Here is a 20100-nt window from a genome sequence, read left to right on the forward strand (position 1 = left end):
AAGAACAGGGTGTATAAACATTCTTTAATTCATCATTCAGACAGAGGATTGCAGTATTGTAGTAAAGAATATACTGAAACGTTAAGGAAAAATGATATTCTTATCAGTATGACTGAGAACTCGGATCCTTATGAGAATGCTGTAGCAGAGAGGGTAAACGGCATTCTGAAATATGAGTTTGGATTGATTGATACTTTTGAAAACTTTAAGAATCTCTCACAGCAGCTTGACCAATCAATTTATTATTATAATAATTTAAGACCTCATTTTTCCCTAAATTATAACATCCCCAGCCAAGTACATATGAAAAATAACGTGAAATTAAAAACATACAAAAAACAAAATCAGAATAGGAAAATTCCTACTCTGATTTAAGTATATTTGAAATATTAAACTAGTCAACCTTTTTCAGGACTAGTCAAAGGTATACATGTGTTTCGCCCGGATCTTAAAATCAATTCTGAAGTATACAAAGACTTTTATCTTGATGAAAAAACACTGCGTTATGCTCCTGAAAATCTTAAGAGTGATGTGAAAGTGAAAATCATTACAATAGCAGTCGTTATTCTGGTGATTCTTGCCTTTAGGTATTTCTTTTCAGAGGAGGTCTAAGTTATTTTGCCTGTAATGCGCTTGGCGGATAGCCAAACTGTTTTTTAAACGCAAACGAGAAATGGGATAAATTTTCAAATCCAAGATCCAGATAAATATCAGAAACAGACTTTCCTTTTTGGCTTAGCAGAAAATGAGCTTCCTTTAATCTTCGAAGCTGAAGCCATTGTCTTGGCGGAATTCCGAATATCTTTTGAAAATCCCTTTTAAATGCAGACAGACTTCTCCCCGTTAAATAAGCAAAACGTTCTACATTAACATTGAAGTGAAAGTTTTTATTCATAAAAGCTTCAATATCTATTTTATAGGGCTCGGAAAATCAAACAAAATATCCTTAAGACCGGGATCGTAATTCAACAGTAAGAGGAGAGCTTCTTTTTGTTTAAGCCTCAGGATTTCTTCGGAAGCAGGAAGATCTTCATACGGTAATAATGAGTACATAAAAGAATGTAATGCCTTTTGCTCCGGTTTTATATAGGCCTGGATATTGTCCTTTTTTTCTGCCTGATATCCATACTCACGGCTGAAGTCATGAAGCATGGCATCATCAAAATAGATGGATATGGTTCTGATTTCCCCGTTTTTGGGTGGATATTTTGCAAATTTTAATAAATGGTTTTTTCTGGCAGAATAGAGTTCTCCTTCTTTAAATATCTTTTTTGTGATGCCATCATTAAGTTCCATTTCCCCGGAAAGGACCAGGCCGAGGCTGTGAATTCGTGCAAACTGTTCTCCTTCCCTGAATTCTGAAAAATGACAGGAATAATTGATGGGAAAAGGAATATTATTTTCGCTCATAGCTCAGATAGTTGTTTCTTGATCAATTCTTATTCAAACTTACAAAACTTTTAAGGATCATAGAATCTCCACAGCAAAGTAATCCTGAGAATATTTGCTGTGAAGAAGATTATATTAAGCCAGAATCGTTTTGGGTTCCAGGTAAGCTTCCAGTCCGAATACACCAAACTCACGCCCAATACCGCTTTGCTTGAAACCACCGAAAGGAGCGTATGGATCGTGGGCAAACCCGTTAATACAGATTCTTCCGGCATCAATCTGTGCAGCTACACGTTCCGCATGTTCATGATTATCAGAACTGATATAAGCAGCAAGACCATAAGTAGTGTCATTGGCAATGGCAATGGCTTCTTCCTCATCAGCATAAGGAATAATAGACAATACAGGCCCGAAAATCTCCTCCTGCGCGATACGCATATCATTACGGACATTGGTAAAGATGGTTGCTTTTACAAAATTACCGCTTTCAAGACCTTCCGGTTGTCCTTCACCACCTGCAAGCAGAACGGCTCCTTCTTCCTGTCCCAGACGGATATAACCTTGTACTCTTTCAAATTGTTTTACACTCACCATAGGTCCTACAAGAGTATCTTCTTCAGAAGGATTTCCTACTTTTACCTGTCCGGCTGCTTTTTTAGCCAGTTCATTTACCTCCTCCAGTCTGTTTTGCGGAACCAATAATCGGGTAGGAGCGATGCAGGCCTGACCATTATTCATATAAGCCCCGAAAACGGCCATTGGGATTGCTTTTTCAAAATCAGCATCTTCTAGAATAATATTAGGAGATTTTCCTCCAAGTTCCAGGGTTACTCTTTTCATGGTGTCTACAGCTCCTTTGGCAATCGCTTTTCCCGTAAGCGTAGATCCGGTGAATGAGATTTTTGCGATATCAGGATGCTGAGTAATTTCATTTCCAACTACATTTCCTAATCCGTTAACGATGTTAAAAACTCCTTCCGGTAAACCTGCTTCGTGGAAACATTCAGTAAGCAGCTGGGTTTGTGCCGCACTCATTTCGCTGGGTTTGATAACAGCGGTACACCCGGCAGCAATGGCAGTAGCAAGTTTATTACAGATAAAGCTGTTGCTGGCATTCCATGGGGTAATGATTCCAACGACACCTAAAGATTCAAAACGTACTTTAGAATGTCCCACCGTTCTTTCGAAATCATAAGATTCCAAAGTATTGATGGTGGCTGTAAAGGCAGAGATTGCATTTTGGACACTCATTCTGCTGAACTGTAAAGTTCCTCCATATTCATTCACCATAACAGCAACCAACTCATCTTCTCTTTTGCTTACAGCATCGTGCAGTTTTCTGAGAAAATGGATCCTTTCTTCCTTTGTTGTTTTTGAAAAAGTTGTAAAAGCTTTCTTTGCTGCTGTAATGGCCATTCTGGTATCTTCTTCATTTCCCAGAACCACTTCTCCGGTTTTTTGGTTGGTAACGGGATTGATAAGATCAAAAGTTTCTGTTCCTCTTGGCGTAACAAATTCGCCGTTGATGTAAATTTTATTAATCTGATTCATTTTTGATGCTTTTAATACCACAAAGTTCGGCAGAAACAGAAAAGAGAGGTTTGTTGTAAAGCTCAATTTTTCTTTGTTGTATGGTCCATTCTAAAGCTTGTTCATTTTTATTTTTTGAATTTATCCGTAAAAAGTTCCGTTCTCCAATAAAATTGACTACTTTTATCATAACCAAGTAAATAAAACGTTTTGAGAACAACTCTTAAACTTATTTTCGCTTAGTATCAGTCTCAGTAACCACAGGCTGATCGTTCTTTCGTTTGGGTAATTCTGCCCGAACAGGTTTTTATTTCATCCTATTATTTGTCGTATTCACTGTTAAAGGTGACTTTATCTCTGCTATTCCGGCTTTGACCAATGCTATTGATCAAAACTTTACTGCAGAGAAAAACTATAGCTTACCTGATCTTTGAATAATACTACAGAGGTATACCTTTCTGTAATGCGTGAATAATAGGGAAAAAATCCAAAAAGAATATTAAGCACGATTATAAGTAATGAATACCCAATATATCTGGGAGGTAAAAGCGAAAAATACTCCCTTACTCAAAAAGAAATGCAATCAATGTAGCAGCGACAGATTTCAATGCAGTGATAAATTCAGACTGAATGCCCAGAAAAAGAATATTGATATATGGTTGATTTATCGGTGTGTAAAATGCAGCAATACCTATAATATGACCATATTTTCAAGAATCAGAACAGAATCTATCAGTAAAGAAATATTCCGTAAATTCTCAGAAAACAATGTGGAAACTGCCTGGCAGTACGCTTTCTCACAGGAAATAAGAAGAAAAAATAATGTGGAAGCCGACTTGGAAAGTGTGGAATATGAAATTCTATACCCAAATCTTCCCGTAGAAGATCTTATGAATAGGGAAGATGAGTTCATTTCTTTTCAAATACAGTCTTCTTTTGATTTTAATATGAGAGTCTCAACAGTAATCCGGACATGTTTAGGGCTTTCATCATCTAAACTGAACCTCTTGCTTGCTTCAGGTAAGGTTTACTTTAATGAGAAGCCTCTTCAAAAGAAATATAAGTTCAAGAATGAAGATATTGTTGATATCAACAGGCAGGAGCTGATCAATATTTATCTTATCGGAAAAGAGGATTTTTTCTCAACACAGTAAATGATCAATCATTATAAAAGCCTTCCGGTTGTTGATCGGGAGGCTTTTTATTGAGTTCACTTTATGTATTTCATTTGGATTAATCCCATTTATTTTGGGTTGAACCGGCATATTTTCCTGCGCCGGTAAAGAAAAAGCTTAAGCTTACAAGCATATAGATGACAAGCAGTTCCAAAGCCCAGCCTCCAAAGTCATTAAGCTTGAAAATGTTGGCTGTTTGCGCCAGTAGGGTAGCCGTGAAGCAATTGGCAGCAAAGATTAATCCTGCCAGACGGGCCCGGAATCCTAAGATCAACAGTACAGGAGCTATAACTTCTCCCACAAATACACCATACGCAAAGAATGATGGTAAGCCGTACATGATCATCATGTCCTCAATAAACCCAATTCCGTGAATCAACTTACTGATTCCATAAACAGACATGGGAAATCCGATTGCTATTCTTATGATCAGCATTCCTAAATCAATGTTCTTTTTCATTTCTTATCATTATTTAAAAGTTATATTTTACAAATGCCCCGATATTTTCCAGGGTCTTTTTGCCGTTATTAAACTGGTCGAAATTCGAGGCCAGCCCGTACATCATTTTATCCTGTTTCAGGCCCAGTCTGATAAACTGCAGCCCTCTGGGGTATCCGCTGTCATCGAGGTTTCCAATAGCGAGTACACTGAAATATCCCTTTACATTTTCTGTCAGATAAGGGGTGTATTCAAATGATACAGACTGTTCCAGCGAAAATCCTTTCTGATAAGTAGTTCCTATAGAGTAGGAAAGTGAATAGGAGGACTGAATGAATTTATATTGCAGATAAATACTGAAAAATGCGCCGGGATTTTTCATTCCAAATGCTGCATTGGCACTCAGTCTTTTGGTAAGATTATACGAGAGGGTATTTCTGATGAAGAATATGTTTTCTTTATCTTTGGTGTATTCTGTATCAAATAGGGTAAGATTGTTCAGTTTCAGCCGTTCATTCAGCTGATAATTAACATTGTGCATATAAGTATAGGAGCGATGTCCTAAAACAAGATCCGGGGTATAGGAAAGTTTCTGTGCATTCAGGTTCAGCGAAGCTGATGCAAGAACTGTTACAGCGATAATTTTTGCCTTCATATTTCACTCATTAAATTTCTGTGAGCAAAATTATTCGGGCTGGAGGGGAATAAACTTAAGAAATCTTAAGAAACGTCAGACAGGTGTTTTTTTCTCAGATAGCTCAGATATTCTACGGTGATTCCGAGGTAGGAAGCGATCATGTATTGAGGAAAACGCTGTTCGATATTACGGTAAGTAGTGACAAATGTGCGGTATTTGGTATAAGCATCAACACGGGAATGTTCAAAGGTTCTTTCCTGTAACGTAACATAGGCAGACTGCATTTTCAGACGCCAGAATTCTGAGACAGCCGGAACTTCTTTGTACAATAATTCCAGATTATTCTTACTGATCTGTATAATGGAGGTATCTTCATTAGCCTGAATAAACATTCTTGAAGGCAATTCGCTAAGATAGCTGTAAAGATCATTCACCCACCAGTTTTCAATACCCAGCTGGGTGGTATTTTCTTTTCCCTTTTCATCAATATGGTATGCATAGAGGCTTCCCTGTGCAATGAAACGCATATGTCTGGAAACCTGTCCTTCGCGAAGCAGATAATCTTTCTTTTTAAGTTGTATAATTTCTAATTTGGGACTAATACAGTCAATATCTTTATCTTCTAAAAAAACGATTTCTCTAAAGTGTTCTATAAGTTGTAAAACTATTGTATCTGTATCCATCATTAGAGTTTATAGGTATAGGCACAAATTTAAGCAAATATTAAATTACGGAAGTAAGATGAAACAATTATACATAAGAAGACCACAATTTATCGTATAAATTGTGGTCTTCTACAACTAAGAACTATTTAACTACGATTCTGTTTTCAAATAACCATAATGCAAAGCTGTATCTTTTCCGAATAAACTTGAGAAAATATTTTGAAACTCATGGATATACTTACATTTTATAGCATTTCCATATATTTTAAGCCCTTCCATTATTTTTCTGGAACTCAGGTCTATATCATATTTTATAAAAGCTTCCGGTCTTTCATACCGTATACTCTGATTTGAACTGTCCGTTCGTGAAAAGCCGAGCTTTTCAAGCCATTCTTCCGTTATTTTAATCGGTTTAATGGATGCTGCCGGGACCGAAATACTTTGAATATCATTTTCAATTTTAACAAAATAAGCCTGTTCGACATTTTGAAAGATCTCAGTAATGGTATAAATCTGATTTTTATACTCAACCAAGTTCTTGATTTTTAGATCTGCTACGTTCATAATATTTTGATTTTAAATGGTGATATGGTAACAAGTAAAATAGCAAATAGTATGCCCGACATCGCATTGTTAAGCCCCGTTTTACAAAAAGGATAGGTTAAATTTTTGCTATAAAAAATTAATAATACGTTAAAGTAGTACACTTACGCGCAAATTATCACATAATCATGAAATAAATCATGTGGTATCTATGTGGTATTAGTTTTTTATTCCCTCTTTTGGATTGGTATTAAAAGTGGTAAGAAGAAGAGCGGTTATAACACTTATCATAAGAACTGCTATGAAAACATTCCATGAAAAGGCATGAAGCAGATAACCGGTACCACTTCCCAGAATACTTGAACCAAAATAATAAAAAAGCCAGTAAATAGAAGTGGCTGAAGATTTTCCCCGCCTTGCATACAATGCAGTCATCTGGCTGGCCATAGTATGAGCAGCGAAGAATGAAAGGGTGAAAAGCCCGAGCCCGAAAATAAGAATATAAATATTTTCAGATAATAGAAAGGCAGCTCCGGTAAGCATGCACAGGATAGAAGCTTTCAGAATGCTATTCATCGGAAACCTTCTGGAAAGACGGCCTACGATCATCGTTCCGAAGACACCAAAAATATACATCAGAAATATAAAGGCAATGATAAAATGGCTTAATGAAAAAGGTTTTGCTTCCAATCTGAATGTCAGATAATTATAAACACTTACAAAAACGCCCATCAGCAATGCTGCTGTACAATATAACCGAAGCATATAAGGGTTGGTAAGGAAAAATTTCATCTGTTTTACCTTAAGATGATAATCTGTTTTCTGTGGATTGAAGAACTTTGATTCCGGAAACAGTTTCCAGAATACAGCGCCTAGGATTAAACTTTCTATGCCAATCAGAAGAACGGCATTACGCCATCCGAATTCCCCCGCAAACAAAGTAGCCATTATTCTTCCGCTCATTCCTCCAATAGTATTGCCGCTGAGATACATACTGATGGCTGCAGGTACTGCCAGAGCATCCACTTCTTCTGTAAGGTAGGCAAGGGCAACTGCAGAAACCCCGGAAACAACAAAACCTTTTAATACTCCAACGGCAATCAGGAGTGTTAAATCGGGTATCCAGGTAGAAATAACAGTAAGGCTTGCAGATGAAATCAAAGAAAAAACCATGAGGCTTTTTCTGGAATAACTGTCAGCTTTAAAGGCAAAAAATAATAATCCCAATGCCATACCTATCGTGGATGAAGATACCAGCAGGGAAGTATCACCTACGGATACCTCAAACTGTTCCGCAGCCATAGGCAGCATCGGCTGAAAAAGATAAAGCTGTGCAAAAACCGAAAGTCCTGAAAAAAAAATACAAAGTTTTATATATCGGAAACGTAAGCTTCCCTGAAGTGCTTTTTCAGATGAATTCATGATTTTTTTGCATTAAAATGCAGTGGTTTGATGGAAAAATTAAGTGATGTAAATTTCCTGATTATTTTCCGAATTTAAAAATCATTATCTCAATGATGTGGATTGGCGAAACAAATCAATGAAGCTGCAGACTGTTGATGTACTCTGAAGGAGTAATATTCTCCATCTGTTTGAAAACTCTGTTGAAGGTGGACTGATTAGAAAATCCTGCTTCTGTGTAAATATACATAAGGGTTACTTTTTCAATGTCATTTTCATGAAGTAATCTTTTTACACACTCAATTCTGTGCATATTCAGGTAATTATTGAAGTTGGGATATCCTTTTGTACGAATTGATTTTGAGATATAACTGCTGTTAATATCCATTTCTGTAGAAAGCTTTGAAATATTAAAATTAACATCTTTATACAGCTGTTTCTCTCTCATCACAGATTCAATTTTGTCAAACAGTTCATCCGCAAAAGGAGCTTTGTCTGCTGTAGGAACCTGCTGTATTAATGTTCTCTGGGTTTTCTCCTCAATTTCATGGTAAATTTCAACCCGTTTTATTTTATCCTTAAAATAGAGCAGGAGTGATATTACGGCTACATTGGAAATCATAAGGATGGTATCGGTAATTCTCACATCTTCTGGTTGGTGTATCGGGAATTTAAAGCTGAAAGACTTAGAAATAAGGTATCCCGCTATAATATTCAGCAAAACATACATGCTGTAAATAAAAACATACTTTCTTTGAAAGAAAACATAGGCTGCCAGCGGAATCGGAATAAGCCAGACAAAACTCGCTATAGAATTGTTCCAGAAAGCCAGCATAATGTAAAAATTATAAAGCGTAGCAATAATGATGTAGGAATGCACCATGACATTCACCGAGTAGGTTTTGCGTACAATCAGATACGTATAGACCATTAAAAAAAGTCCTCCGAAAAGATACCAGGCCATTATTTGATCGGGAATGATAAAAGTATATATTAAACCAAATAGGGCAAGAATAACAGACATCAGAATATTATAATAATATACCAGTTGTCTTTTGTACTGTTCAATTTTTATGTCTTTTTCGGTGGTCATTTGTGGCAGAAGGTAATTTTAAATCATTCCAATATTTTCTCGTAACAGTCAGATTTCAGAAAATGACTGGTTTAACTTGATGATTATTAGTAATTTGTGTTTTATGAGCTGTTTCCTGTTTTTCATTGATTATTGATGAATTTGATTTATCAGTCCGGATAACTTTGCACCAGCTAGCTCAACAAAGGCTGATTGATGATCTATCAATTAACCCTAAACGATTTATTCAATTTTTAAATAAATCAAATAATTTTAAACAAATATACTAAAATGAAAAAAATAAAATTACCTCTTGCCAGCATTATGATGTGTTTTTCAATAGCGGCATTTTCCCAGGTTGGGATCAATACAGATTCCCCTAAAGTAACATTACATGTAGAAGGAAAACCAGACGTGGCTACTGCAGCTGATGGAGTGATGGCTCCCAGAATGACAGGAGATCAGTTAAGAGCTAAAGATAATGTTTATCTGGCAGCTCAGACCGGAGCTTTGGTCTATGTAACCCAGGCTGTAACTGTCCCTTCTGTAAAAACAGCAAAAGTAGACAAAGCCGGCTATTATATGTTCAACGGAACTACCTGGAAATTTGCTTTTGGAGGACAAGATAATGATATTCCCATTGGAGATTTAATCTATTATCATGGAAGCATTCCTGCAGGTACTTCAGGAGCAAGTACATTAGCCAGTACCTATCTTACTGATCTTCCGGTTTTGGGAGGTTTCCTGAGACTTGATGCCCAGTTTAACAGCAGTTCAGCAGGTACGGGAGCGGCTACCACTTTTAATCCGAGACTTTACAATGTGGGAACTTCAGATGTGAAAATCTGGGTTTCGGAAATGTCTACCCATACCGGTGATTCTGATAATGGAAATATTAAATTATCACCGGGAGCTTACAGACAATTTGATGATGGTGTTTATCTTACCCAGACCCATAATGAGACGGTAACATTTGATATTACCATACAGGAACCGGAGCCAAGATGGTACAGAGTGTATTATGCATTCCGTGTAGATAATAAATCTACAACAGGAAGCAGCGATGCTACAACCACAGATTCCAATACTTCTGATAATACAAGGGAGTTGTTTCTCTCGGTACAGAGACTGTACTAATACACCGACAGATGATTCTAAAAATACAATGATAAAAAATAACGCATAAAAAATCACTGGGTTAGCTATTAAAATCTCATGAGATTTGTGTTTTTTCGGGGCAGGAATACTTTAAATTCCGGCCCCGTTTTCTTAATGCATCATTTCATAGACTTTAATCAGCTCTGCAATATTTCCGACATTAAGCTTTTGAAAGATTCTTTTTTTATAAGTACTTACCGTAGACATCTGAATATTTAGCCTGTTGGCAATTTCCAGATTACCGTTGCCGTCCGCAAGAAGTTTAAAAATTTCGTATTCCCTTGATGATAACTTTTCGACAGGATTATTCCTTTTGTTTTGAATAATCAGGCCAATCAGCTCCGCAGGGTAGAAATAACCCTTTTCAATGACCGTTTTTACGGCATTCTTAATTTCCTCTTCACTGCTTTGTTTATTCAGATAGCCTTCAGCTCCTTCTCTGATATACTGGATCGCAACATCCTTGTCATATCCTGAGAAAATGAGAATCTTTAGGTCATTCTGAATATCTTTTAGCTCCGGAATCATCTTTTTATACTGGGTTCCCGGCATATCAATATCTAAAATAAGAAGATCATACCGTTGATCTCTCAGCTTTTCTTTCACCTGGTCATAATTTTCAGCAAAATCTATATTCAGACCCGGATAAGCAGTTTCAAGAACCAGACAGGTTCCTGCCCTTACTACATAATGATCATCAGCAATTAAAATTTTTTCATTCATAAAAATTAGTTTTTTTTGAGTGTTACTTCCACAACAGTTCCCTTGGGATGGTTTTGCCTGAAATTCATTTCAGCGTTGATCTTTTTTACCAGATGGATAACCATATGCAGGCCAAGCCCTTTTCCTTTAAAACTGGGTGTTTCCAGTTTAGGATTTCTGAACAGGTTCATATAAACAGCAATCTGCTCTTCAGACATTCCTGTTCCTGTGTCACTGATTATTATTGTGGATTTTTGTGGATTTTCGGTAATCATAAGGGTGATATTTCCCTGGGAGGTATTCTTCACAGCATTATCAAGGAGGTTATGAATAATGGCTGTTAAAATACTTTCATTTACCCTGGAATAGATAACACCCTCAGTAAGATTGGTAATCGTAGTTCCTTTTTCTTTAGCAATTTCACAGAACAATTTATTCTTGGTCTCCAGGATTCTGTTGATGGGATATTCCTTTTCTTCGAAAATATTTTCTGCCTTATAAAGCTCAGTATACTCTTTCAAATTCAGCGTAAACTGATAAAGCTGCTCTGATGATTTATAGATACTGTCAAAATACTTTTTCTGAAGTTCCACATCATCAGACTCATGAAGTTTCTGGGAAAGCATGGCTATAAATCTGATCGGAGTAGTAATGTCGTGGCTGATGGTTTCCACCAGTTTTTTCTGGTATTCCGTTTCTTTCTGAAGGTTATTTTTTACGACCTCCAGGTGAAGAGAGGTTTCCTTCAGTTCAGAGTTTTTATTATGGACAATCTGTTTTAAAGCTTTATTTTTTATCCTTAGAAAATTGGTGGTTAACTGAACGATAACGATGATGATAATAAGGATAATGATGGAGGCAGACACTCTGAACAGCAATGTCTGATAAAAAAGAGGCTGAATTTTGAAACGTACTGTTTTTTCTTCATATTTCCCGTCAGCAGATATCAATACCCTTACCCTCAGGGTGTAATCTCCCGGAGAAAGATTGCTGATGGTGTATTTTAATTCTTTCCCTGTGGCAATCTTTTCCCATCCGGTATTTTCTTTTCCGGATATTTTAGCTTCAATATAAAGGTTTTCCGGATTGGAAAAATAAGGAATATCAATAAAGACATCCGCTGTTTTGTAATCATTTTTCAAATCAAGGATCTGATGGAAATACTGAGGCTCAGAATTACCGATTTTTATCCTTTCTATATAAATGTTATTTCTTCCCGGGTAATACGTCTGAATATTTTCCGGATTGAAAAACACAAAACCATCCATTGAAGGGAATACAAAATCCCCATTCTCAAGAGCATAGGCGTTAGGTTCTGAACTTCCATTAAATTCATTGGTCAGAAAACCATCCTTTTTAGTGAAACGATAATAGAAAACCGGAGTGTTTTTATGGTCTGCATAGCGCAGCAATTGCTTTTTGGAAACTTTAAACATCCCATTGTTTGAAGAAATCCAGTAATATCCCTTTTTGTCTTCAAGAATATAATGAGCTGACTGAAGATAATCGTTGATGTCATTCGGCATCTTGATAAGCTTATGATTCCTGAAAAGATAGAAGCCGCTTTTCTCCGTCGTAATCCATATCAGATTATCTTTTGTCCTGATAATGCTTTTGACATGAATATTTTTGATCAAAGGAGTTATGGTATTGCTTCGCAGTGCTATGGAATAAAGGCCGTCGCTGTTTCCGGTCAGAATTTCATCCTCATTATATTGATGAAAAATATTGACAAAACTCTTAAAAGTATAGGTGTAATCCGGCTGGCTGAATATATCCTTTTTGTATAAATTAAGCTGAGTGCCTGAAAGATCTGTGAAAGTAGTGCCGTAAAGAGTTCCGCTTTTCATAAATGTTTCAAGCCCCTTTTTAACAAAAGTGGAATCCTTCTTTTTATAGCCCGAATTTTTATAAAACCTTACGATATGATTTCTCTTTTTGATCAGAATATTTCCGGAATTGTCATACATCATCAGATAATTGTCATTGTTTCCGAAAAGGTGGCTGTTTACAATTCCGTTTCTTCCGAATTCTGTTCCGTCCTCAGCAATAATTGTACTTTGGCTGAAAGCAAGAGATGCGAAATATACATTGCTGGAAAAATCAGCTTCTTTTCTCGATACATAGAAATTGGAAAGCTGAAGAACATTCAGACCGTTATTAAGCGTTCCCAGGTACAATTTGTTGAACGCTTTATCATAGAACATCGAGCAGTAGGAATGATTTCCAATTTCTTCAAAATTGACAAGAAATTTTAAACGGAGATCCTTTTCGTTACCTTCTAAAAGATAAATATTGTCGTGGTTGATAATAAAAGTCTGATTAGTAATCTGCTGCCAGTATATTTTCGTATCAGGGTGGTTAAAAAGTGTTGGTTGATCAGAAACAGAAAGATTTCCCTTGTAGATAGAGTAGGTTTTTCTTTTTTTCAGATCATTGATAAAAAGGTGGTTATTCAGTACAAAAACGTAATTCAGGTCTTTATTGGTAAAAGGCAGTGTAATTTTTATTTCCTTTTTTCCTTCCTTATAAATAATGGCATTCTTTTCGGTAAAATGATAAACAGAATTCTTAAGCTGAATAAAATACTGAACATCATTATAGAAATCTGATGTAATGATATTATTGGCAATACGGTGCAGGATATCGGTACCATTGCAATAGGTCATTTTATCACCGACAGTGAGCCTTGCAATTTTTGGGAACCTGTTTTTAATAATGATTTTACTTTCCTGAAAATTATTAAGAACCGTTATACTATCAAGACAGGGATCTCCTATAAATTCACCAAAATGAAGATTATTTACCCTGAAATTACTGAAGGTAATAAAAAAACTGCCGTCATACCTTACCAGCCCGTTTTCGGTAGAAATCCAGATAAAGCCATATTTGTCTTTGACAATGGCCTTTGCACTGCTTTGTGGAAGCCCATTGTCTATGTTGTACCACATAGAGGTATAGTGCTGCCCGGAAATGTTTAGATAGATGCAAGCAAAAATAAATGCCCAAACTCTCATATATGTGCAAAACTTATCTATATCTGCTGCTAATGCAATAGACGGTTAATAATGGTATTTGTACAAGTCAAAGTTTTTTTAAAAGGCAGGAACGATTGAGAATAAATTTTTATCATTGAAGTTTTCTGGTCTTTTGTGTTTTATATTTTTTGATCGTGTAAAAATAGTGAAATTATGGCGATAAATTAGTATTGCATATTTTGTTTTCTCTAAGTTTTATCATGTTTTGCAGACAATACATCATTCCGGGTTTTTACAAATATTATCGTATTTCAATAATAAGTGATAAATTAATGTAAGATTTATTTTAAATTCTCGCCTATAGATCTCAGTATTATGCTGGATTTGTGATTATTTTTAGAATTTTATAAATGGTAAATAATGTTGTGTTTGGAAATTTTTAATTAATGGCTGAATATTTTGTTATGTGTTTTTTTGTAGTAATAGTTTGACAAAAAATACAGGTTTATTCTACATGATAACTTTGCCGTTGCCTATGGATATTCATATTTTTGCAAAATATTCTCATAACTATTAAAGAAGATTTATTACCCAAATAATGATTCTAAGAACACAAACGGTTTTTATCTCAAAAAAACAAAAGAGACTGTACTTAAAGTAAACAGTCTCTTTTTATTACCAGCAATCAGAATACACAGAGTTGAATAAATGATAGATGTAGTCTTCTGTTATTTAAGTTTCGGCTGAAGCCAGATGAAAACGTCTTATTTTAGACCGGGCTAAAGCCCGGCCCTATTGAATTTCCAATATTGAAGATAAAACATAGAAAGTATAGGATTTTTATGGTAATTATTTTGTTTTTTTCTCGCAGATAACCTTTTCTAAACAAAAAACCTCCCGGAAATGATGGGAGGTGAATAAAATTGACTGTATATTGAAGTGTAATTCAATCGTTATTGGTGAGTTTCAAGCCACTTCAGCCTGCGCTGGTCAGGCAGATGTTTTACTTTAAAGTTTTCGAAAACAGCATTGAATCCTTCTCCGTCAGGACAGGCTGCCATTAAGCCAACCATTACAGGAGTGTTGTCCTGAAGAGGAGCATTCCGCATCATGATATAATTTTTATCATCAAAAGAATAAAATATTTCCACAGCATCCAGCCTTCTCACTGCTTTTATCCATAGGGCAGGAGGTGTTTTTTCCAATGTAATGACACTCCAGTCACTTTTGTTGTGGGTTACCACAGTGCTGAGATTGTATTTGCCGTCTACAAATTCTACTCCGGCTTTGATATAATGTTCCTGATCTGTTCTCAGCATAAGGCCCATCTGGTCAAATCTTGCTTTATAACTGCCTGCTATTTTTACTTTTGCTTCAAATTCACCACCATAGGTAGCATAATAGAAAGGAGCGTCATCTACCGTAAATCCATAATGGGAAACCCTCCAGTAATCACTTTGTGGGGTTACGAACATGGAAAGACTGTTGTTTTTGATTTCCCATTTTTCAGGTTCGTTAAACCAGGTCATTTTTTCCAGGCTCTGGGCGGAAAACTTTTGAATCAGGAATAAGGCGCAAAAGCCGAAAATCATTTTCTTCATTCTCTTTGGGATAAGTTCTAAGCGTAAATTATTATTTTAGCAAAAGTATTATTAAACCTTATTTGCGTCAATACTGATAAATAACCATTATGGAAATCCGTAAACAGCTTAGTGATCAATTACTGGACAATACCTCGAAAAAATGCAGTCTTGACATCGGGGTTTATAAACAGCAGGCGTTGGCATATTCTCAGATGGAAGGTGCAATATGTGTGCTGAGTGATATGCAGGAGAATAAAAGCTTTGTTTATAAATCTGCAGCAGCATATGAACTTGGACTTAAGATGGAGGAAAATCCTGCAGAGATAAACTCCATCTGGGAAGAAGAGATGCTGAAAAAAATACATCCCGATGACCGTCTGAAAAAGTACATCCATGAACTCCGTTTCTTTAAATTACTGGATGCTATGGAGATGGAGCAGCGCGCGGCATACAGTGTTGTATCAAAAATAAGAATGAAGGATAAAAATGAGAACTACAGATGGGTAAAACACCGTATGTTTTATGTTTATTCTCCCGATAACGGACGGTTGAGGCTGGCCCTTTGCCTTTATAATATGGCTCTGACTCCCTCTAATGCTTCCGGTTTTATGATTGTGAATACCGAAAAAGGAGAGGTGGTTGTAAAAGATAAGCTTGATTATAGAAATATTTTAAGCCCAAGGGAACTGGAAGTTTTAAAATTTATAGGGGAAGGGTATGCAAGCAAAGAAATTGCAGATCTTCTTTCTATAAGCATCAATACCGTAAACAGACACCGCCAGAATATACTGGAAAAGTTAAAAGTAAAAAATTCTACACAAGCCTTTAAGGATAGTTTTTATTAAACGTTCATTCTGGAATATCCGAAAAGTTCACCATGTTATTTTGTGTCTTATGATTAATTTTATAACTTGAATACAGATTAGCAAGACCCATATGATGAAAAGAAGTGAAGAAATTACCCGTCAGTATTTTACCTTTTTAGATGAGCATATCCAAAAGGTGATTTCCGGAACTGTACCTGAATTTATGGAACTGAATGAAATTGCCAGAGAACTTGCTGTCTCTCATAAACATCTTACTGATACCATTAAAAAGGAAACCGGACAGCATCCCTGTTTTTATTATGATGAAAAAATTATTGAACAGGCCAAAATGATGCTCATTGTTACGGATAAATCTGTAGCAGAAATTGCCCGTATTTTTACTTACGACCCTTCCAATTTTTCAAAGTTTTTTAAAAAAATGACCGGTTTTACTCCCGGAAAATTCAGAGATTCCCATTCCGTTTAAAACTGACTGTTTTTATTCTTTAAAATTCCTGTTACAGGAGTTTCGGGGAATTTTTCGTCTCCGGGTAGGGATTTAATCCTGCTGAATTCCTACTGTAAAAGACAATTTAGTGAATTATAATGTTAAAATTTATAGAAAATAATCTTTTATAAATGAGATGGTTGTAAAAAATAACTGTCATTTTTTATTATTTATCTATTAATATTTCTTTATTGTTTAGTTTTTTTATTAAATTTAGGTAAGAAAAAACTAATTAATTCAATACACATAAATGTTAAAAAGAAACCGGTATATGGTATTAAGTTTGGTTTCCAGGGGATAAGAATAAATTATTGTGTCTTTAATAATATTTAATCTTAATATGGGAGCTTAAGCCCTTCAAATAGTTATATATTTGTTTTTTTAAAACCACAACAAACAAGATTAAGGATGAGCATCAATTTCACAACAGCAACCATTAAAGACTTTGAGAATATACCAGACAATGATATGGCTCAAAGAGCTGAAATTTTTTATGAATATTTAGACTTTGTAAAGTCTAATGGCCACATGAACTACAGACTGAAGAATACTTCAGGAACCAATGCAGTACTGAATGTTAATATTGCAGATCACAACAGAGAATTTGTTAGTTTTGTATCAAGTGATTATTTAGGATTTACGCAGCACCCAAAAGTAAAACAGGCTGCCATTGAAGGAATCGAAAAATATGGTACAGGAACAGGAGCTACTCCTCTTATCGGAGGATATTTTGATTACCACAATGCATTAGAAAAAAAAATCTCAGGTTTTTTTAAAAGAACAGAAGATGAAGCTGTAGTATTTACTACGGGTTATACAGCTAATAGTGCTTCTTTACAATGCTTGATGCAGAAAGAAGACCTGGCTATTTTAGATATGGCTGTACATGCCAGTGTGCACGAAGGATGTGCTTTTACCAACAAAAAAACATTTCCGCACAATAATTTGGAATCTTTGGAACACATTTTGAAGGTATCTGAAAATCTGTACCGTACGAAACTCGTTATTGTGGATGGAGTGTATTCCCAGGATGGTGATACCTCCCGTATTAATGAGATCTATGACCTTGTGAAGAAGTATAATGCCTTTCTGATGGTAGACGACGTACATGGTGTCGGTATCCTTGGAGAATCTGGTAGAGGTACTTTGGAACAGGCCGGGTTATTGGATAAAGTAGACCTTATCACAGGTACATTCAGCAAAACATTTGGAAATCTGGGAGGATATGTCATTGCAGATAAAAAAATAGCAGCATTCATCAGATTCCATTCCCGCCAGCAGATTTTCTCAGCGACAGCTCCACCATCATCAGCAGGAATAGTTAAAGCCATTGATTTAATTGACGAAGAACCCATCTGGAGACAGAAACTCTGGGATAACATCAATTATTTCAAAAAAGGGCTTGACGACTTAGGGTTGGATACAGGCGTTACCTGCTCTGCAATTATCCCTGTAAAAATCGGAGATCCTTATGTAACAGGAGAAGCCGGAAAACTACTAATAGAAAAAGGAATCTATACCAATCCGATTCTGTACCCGGCTGTACCCCGAAAAGATGCGCGTATCAGGATGAGTGTGACGGCAAGACACGAAAAAGAACATCTCGATAAAACGCTTAATGCGTTTGATGATATTAATAAAAAATTGCATATTGCGAAAAAATAATAATTATGCCTAGAAAAGTAGTGCAGGGCCCCATTAGGGACAAAGAAAAAACAAAGCAGAAACTGCTTGCTGCAGTTGGTAAAATTTTAAGAGTAAAAGGATATTCCGGATTAAAAGTAAGCAAAATAGCTGCCGTAGCCGGATTTGATAAAAAATTGATCTATGAGTACTTTGGAAGTACTGATAAGCTGATCGATGAATATATCAAGTCTCAGGATTACTGGAGCCAGGTCAACCAGGATGTTGATATGGATTTCTCGGACGGTGGACACGAGCTTACCAAAATGGTTGTCTTGAACCAGTTCGAAAACCTGAAGAAAAATAAAGAACTTCAGAAGATTATCCTTTGGGAGCTTTCAGAAAGCAAGCCTATTCTTAAGAAATTAGTTGAACAACGTGAAGAAGTTGGAGAAGTTTTATTTGGAAACATCTCAGATCCTTACTTTGGTGAAGGAGTAGCAACAAGACACAGAGCAATTATGGCTCTGATTGTTTCCGGAGCTTACTATCTTAACCTTTATACGGGGTACAACGCCAATAAGTTTTGCGGTATTGACCTGAAAACTGAAGAAGGACGAAAAGAGATTGAAGGCGCTATTGTTGAGTTGATTGACTTTGCATACAGCAAAAAGAAATAGAGGTTAAAAGTTTTCCGATTTGAACAGAAATATGTTTTTGTTGATATTTGAAAACTTTTAATTTTCAAATTAAAACTATATTTCTTATTTTTGACCAATGGAAAATTTTATAGTATCTGCAAGAAAATATCGTCCTCAGGAGTTTGATACGGTTGTAGGACAATCCCATATTACGGATACTTTAGAACATGCAATTGAAGAAAGTCAATTAGCTCAGGCATTACTTTTTTGCGGTCCTCGTGGTGTGGGTAAAACTACTTGTGCCAGAATTCTGGCAAGAAAGATCAATGAGAAAGATGGCTCGGTTTCAGAAGATGGCTTTGCTTACAATATCTATGAATTGGATGCTGCATCCAATAACTCTGTTGATGATATCAGAGAACTTATAGATCAGGTACGCTTTGCACCTCAGGTGGGTAAATACAAAGTATATATCATTGATGAGGTTCATATGCTGTCTTCTGCCGCTTTCAATGCATTCCTTAAAACGCTGGAAGAGCCGCCTGCGCATGCTATTTTTATTTTGGCTACCACGGAAAAACATAAAATTATTCCAACAATTTTATCCCGTTGTCAGATTTATGACTTCAAAAGAATCGTCATCGAAGACATACAGAGCCATCTGAGAAACATTGCCCAGAAAGAAAATATCCAGTATGAAGATGATGCCCTGTACCTGATTGCTCAGAAGGCAGACGGTGCATTAAGAGATGCACTTTCTATCTTCGACAGACTTTCTACTTTCTCCCAGAAAAATATTACACTGGCAAAAGCTGCCGAAGTGCTCAATATTCTGGATTACGATCAATATCTGAATATCGTGGATCTTGCCAGGGAAAACAAAATTCCTGAAGTGCTTTTCGCATTTAATGAGATTGTAAAGAAAGGTTTTGATCCTCATATTTTCATTGCCGGATTAGGAAATCATTTCAGAGACCTGATGATGGCACAGAATGCTTCCACCATGGAACTCATTGAAGTAGGAGAGAAGACCAAGGCCAGGTTTGTAGAACAGGGACAGAAATGGGCCGCCCAGCAGCTTATTGATGGTATTGAAATCTGCAACCATGCAGATATTAATTATAAGAATTCCAAAAACCCTAGACTTACGGTTGAAATTGCATTAATGCAGCTGGCTTCACTGACAGCTAATTTAAGCGATACTAAAAAAAAAAATTCCTGATACTGGCTCCGTTTCTCAGTGAGAAACA

Annotated in this window: 21 protein-coding genes; 9 read left to right on the plus strand and 12 right to left on the minus strand. The window is 36.1% G+C overall.

Annotated features, from left to right (window positions below; translation table 11 throughout):
• Positions 1-375, plus strand: a 375-nt coding sequence (locus tag FFS26_RS00005; RefSeq protein ID WP_137903928.1) for an integrase core domain-containing protein, incomplete at its 5' end; no start/stop codon positions are given.
• 57 nt (positions 376-432) lie between these two features.
• Entirely contained in the window at positions 433-612 is a 180-nt protein-coding gene (locus tag FFS26_RS00010; protein WP_137903929.1) for a hypothetical protein, read from the plus strand.
• Position 613: 1 nt separating this feature from the next.
• Here the strand turns inward: FFS26_RS00010 and FFS26_RS22715 are convergent, their stop codons facing one another.
• The 3 genes from FFS26_RS22715 to FFS26_RS00020 form a co-directional block, all read right to left on the minus strand.
• The gene (locus FFS26_RS22715) at positions 614-895 is read right to left on the minus strand and encodes a helix-turn-helix domain-containing protein (protein ID WP_228449362.1); all 282 of its coding nucleotides are present in this window, start codon (positions 893-895) and stop codon (positions 614-616) included.
• 14 nt (positions 896-909) lie between these two features.
• Positions 910-1410, minus strand: a complete 501-nt coding sequence (locus tag FFS26_RS22720) for a hypothetical protein (RefSeq protein WP_228449363.1) — start codon at positions 1408-1410, stop codon at positions 910-912.
• Between the two features lie 114 nt (positions 1411-1524).
• Positions 1525-2940, minus strand: coding sequence for an aldehyde dehydrogenase family protein (locus FFS26_RS00020; protein WP_137903930.1), 1416 nt, complete (start codon positions 2938-2940; stop codon positions 1525-1527).
• 497 nt (positions 2941-3437) lie between these two features.
• On the opposite strand from FFS26_RS00020, the gene FFS26_RS00025 reads away from it, so the two are divergent.
• Positions 3438-4073: a DUF1062 domain-containing protein gene (locus FFS26_RS00025; RefSeq protein WP_110011623.1), complete on the plus strand. Its 636-nt coding sequence runs from the start codon at positions 3438-3440 to the stop codon at positions 4071-4073.
• A gap of 79 nt (positions 4074-4152) precedes the next feature.
• On the opposite strand, the gene FFS26_RS00030 is transcribed toward FFS26_RS00025, so the two are convergent.
• The 6 genes from FFS26_RS00030 to FFS26_RS00055 form a co-directional block, all read right to left on the minus strand.
• Complete coding sequence (locus tag FFS26_RS00030; protein ID WP_137903931.1) at positions 4153-4554, minus strand: DoxX family protein; 402 nt, start codon at positions 4552-4554, stop codon at positions 4153-4155.
• A 13-nt stretch (positions 4555-4567) separates the two neighbouring features.
• Positions 4568-5188 (minus strand): hypothetical protein, encoded by a 621-nt coding sequence (locus FFS26_RS00035; protein ID WP_137903932.1) that lies wholly within the window; start codon positions 5186-5188, stop codon positions 4568-4570.
• 65 nt (positions 5189-5253) lie between these two features.
• Positions 5254-5853 carry a Crp/Fnr family transcriptional regulator gene (locus tag FFS26_RS00040; protein WP_137904143.1) on the minus strand — a complete coding sequence of 200 codons (600 nt, stop codon included), beginning with the start codon at positions 5851-5853 and terminating at the stop codon, positions 5254-5256.
• A gap of 132 nt (positions 5854-5985) precedes the next feature.
• Positions 5986-6399, minus strand: coding sequence for a hypothetical protein (locus tag FFS26_RS00045; RefSeq protein WP_137903933.1), 414 nt, complete (start codon positions 6397-6399; stop codon positions 5986-5988).
• A gap of 198 nt (positions 6400-6597) precedes the next feature.
• The gene (locus tag FFS26_RS00050) at positions 6598-7800 is read right to left on the minus strand and encodes an MFS transporter (RefSeq protein ID WP_137903934.1); all 1203 of its coding nucleotides are present in this window, start codon (positions 7798-7800) and stop codon (positions 6598-6600) included.
• A gap of 115 nt (positions 7801-7915) precedes the next feature.
• Positions 7916-8872 carry a helix-turn-helix domain-containing protein gene (locus FFS26_RS00055; RefSeq protein WP_137903935.1) on the minus strand — a complete coding sequence of 319 codons (957 nt, stop codon included), beginning with the start codon at positions 8870-8872 and terminating at the stop codon, positions 7916-7918.
• Between the two features lie 270 nt (positions 8873-9142).
• On the opposite strand from FFS26_RS00055, the gene FFS26_RS00060 reads away from it, so the two are divergent.
• Positions 9143-9988: a hypothetical protein gene (locus tag FFS26_RS00060; RefSeq protein WP_137903936.1), complete on the plus strand. Its 846-nt coding sequence runs from the start codon at positions 9143-9145 to the stop codon at positions 9986-9988.
• A 132-nt stretch (positions 9989-10120) separates the two neighbouring features.
• Here FFS26_RS00060 and FFS26_RS00065 read toward each other — a convergent pair whose 3' ends face one another.
• The 3 genes from FFS26_RS00065 to FFS26_RS00075 form a co-directional block, all read right to left on the minus strand.
• Complete coding sequence (locus FFS26_RS00065; protein ID WP_110011629.1) at positions 10121-10732, minus strand: response regulator; 612 nt, start codon at positions 10730-10732, stop codon at positions 10121-10123.
• A 5-nt stretch (positions 10733-10737) separates the two neighbouring features.
• Positions 10738-13662, minus strand: a complete 2925-nt coding sequence (locus tag FFS26_RS00070) for an ATP-binding protein (RefSeq protein WP_171006212.1) — start codon at positions 13660-13662, stop codon at positions 10738-10740.
• Positions 13663-14642: 980 nt separating this feature from the next.
• The gene (locus FFS26_RS00075) at positions 14643-15290 is read right to left on the minus strand and encodes a DUF1349 domain-containing protein (protein WP_110011631.1); all 648 of its coding nucleotides are present in this window, start codon (positions 15288-15290) and stop codon (positions 14643-14645) included.
• An 89-nt stretch (positions 15291-15379) separates the two neighbouring features.
• Here FFS26_RS00075 and FFS26_RS00080 point away from each other — a divergent pair, with 89 nt between their 5' ends.
• From FFS26_RS00080 to dnaX, 5 genes are all read left to right on the plus strand, one after another.
• Positions 15380-16117: a response regulator transcription factor gene (locus FFS26_RS00080; protein WP_137903938.1), complete on the plus strand. Its 738-nt coding sequence runs from the start codon at positions 15380-15382 to the stop codon at positions 16115-16117.
• Positions 16118-16208: 91 nt separating this feature from the next.
• Positions 16209-16565 (plus strand): helix-turn-helix domain-containing protein, encoded by a 357-nt coding sequence (locus FFS26_RS00085; RefSeq protein WP_110011633.1) that lies wholly within the window; start codon positions 16209-16211, stop codon positions 16563-16565.
• Between the two features lie 429 nt (positions 16566-16994).
• Complete coding sequence (locus FFS26_RS00090) at positions 16995-18251, plus strand: aminotransferase class I/II-fold pyridoxal phosphate-dependent enzyme (RefSeq protein WP_110011634.1); 1257 nt, start codon at positions 16995-16997, stop codon at positions 18249-18251.
• Positions 18252-18256: 5 nt separating this feature from the next.
• The gene (locus FFS26_RS00095; RefSeq protein ID WP_047375406.1) at positions 18257-18889 is read left to right on the plus strand and encodes a TetR/AcrR family transcriptional regulator; all 633 of its coding nucleotides are present in this window, start codon (positions 18257-18259) and stop codon (positions 18887-18889) included.
• 97 nt (positions 18890-18986) lie between these two features.
• Entirely contained in the window at positions 18987-20072 is a 1086-nt protein-coding gene (gene dnaX / locus FFS26_RS00100) for a DNA polymerase III subunit gamma/tau (RefSeq protein ID WP_137903939.1), read from the plus strand.
• Positions 20073-20100: the final 28 nt, after the last annotated feature.

It is taken from the genome of Chryseobacterium sp. 2VB (assembly GCF_005503635.1).
Lineage (GTDB): Bacteria > Bacteroidota > Bacteroidia > Flavobacteriales > Weeksellaceae > Chryseobacterium > Chryseobacterium cupriresistens.

Bases quoted from the DNA above. Each gene is read 5' to 3' on its own strand.
- FFS26_RS22715 (WP_228449362.1), bottom strand. From the start codon at position 895: ATGAATAAAAACTTTCACTTCAATGTTAATGTAGAACGTTTTGCTTAT.
- FFS26_RS22720 (WP_228449363.1), bottom strand. From the start codon at position 1,410: ATGAGCGAAAATAATATTCCTTTTCCCATCAATTATTCCTGTCATTTT.
- FFS26_RS00020 (WP_137903930.1), bottom strand. From the start codon at position 2,940: ATGAATCAGATTAATAAAATTTACATCAACGGCGAATTTGTTACGCCA.
- FFS26_RS00025 (WP_110011623.1), top strand. From the start codon at position 3,438: ATGAATACCCAATATATCTGGGAGGTAAAAGCGAAAAATACTCCCTTA.
- FFS26_RS00030 (WP_137903931.1), bottom strand. From the start codon at position 4,554: ATGAAAAAGAACATTGATTTAGGAATGCTGATCATAAGAATAGCAATC.
- FFS26_RS00035 (WP_137903932.1), bottom strand. From the start codon at position 5,188: ATGAAGGCAAAAATTATCGCTGTAACAGTTCTTGCATCAGCTTCGCTG.
- FFS26_RS00040 (WP_137904143.1), bottom strand. From the start codon at position 5,853: ATGGATACAGATACAATAGTTTTACAACTTATAGAACACTTTAGAGAA.
- FFS26_RS00045 (WP_137903933.1), bottom strand. From the start codon at position 6,399: ATGAACGTAGCAGATCTAAAAATCAAGAACTTGGTTGAGTATAAAAAT.
- FFS26_RS00050 (WP_137903934.1), bottom strand. From the start codon at position 7,800: ATGAATTCATCTGAAAAAGCACTTCAGGGAAGCTTACGTTTCCGATAT.
- FFS26_RS00055 (WP_137903935.1), bottom strand. From the start codon at position 8,872: ATGACCACCGAAAAAGACATAAAAATTGAACAGTACAAAAGACAACTG.
- FFS26_RS00060 (WP_137903936.1), top strand. From the start codon at position 9,143: ATGAAAAAAATAAAATTACCTCTTGCCAGCATTATGATGTGTTTTTCA.
- FFS26_RS00065 (WP_110011629.1), bottom strand. From the start codon at position 10,732: ATGAATGAAAAAATTTTAATTGCTGATGATCATTATGTAGTAAGGGCA.
- FFS26_RS00070 (WP_171006212.1), bottom strand. From the start codon at position 13,662: ATGTGGTACAACATAGACAATGGGCTTCCACAAAGCAGTGCAAAGGCC.
- FFS26_RS00075 (WP_110011631.1), bottom strand. From the start codon at position 15,290: ATGAAGAAAATGATTTTCGGCTTTTGCGCCTTATTCCTGATTCAAAAG.
- FFS26_RS00080 (WP_137903938.1), top strand. From the start codon at position 15,380: ATGGAAATCCGTAAACAGCTTAGTGATCAATTACTGGACAATACCTCG.
- FFS26_RS00085 (WP_110011633.1), top strand. From the start codon at position 16,209: ATGATGAAAAGAAGTGAAGAAATTACCCGTCAGTATTTTACCTTTTTA.
- FFS26_RS00090 (WP_110011634.1), top strand. From the start codon at position 16,995: ATGAGCATCAATTTCACAACAGCAACCATTAAAGACTTTGAGAATATA.
- FFS26_RS00095 (WP_047375406.1), top strand. From the start codon at position 18,257: ATGCCTAGAAAAGTAGTGCAGGGCCCCATTAGGGACAAAGAAAAAACA.
- dnaX (WP_137903939.1), top strand. From the start codon at position 18,987: ATGGAAAATTTTATAGTATCTGCAAGAAAATATCGTCCTCAGGAGTTT.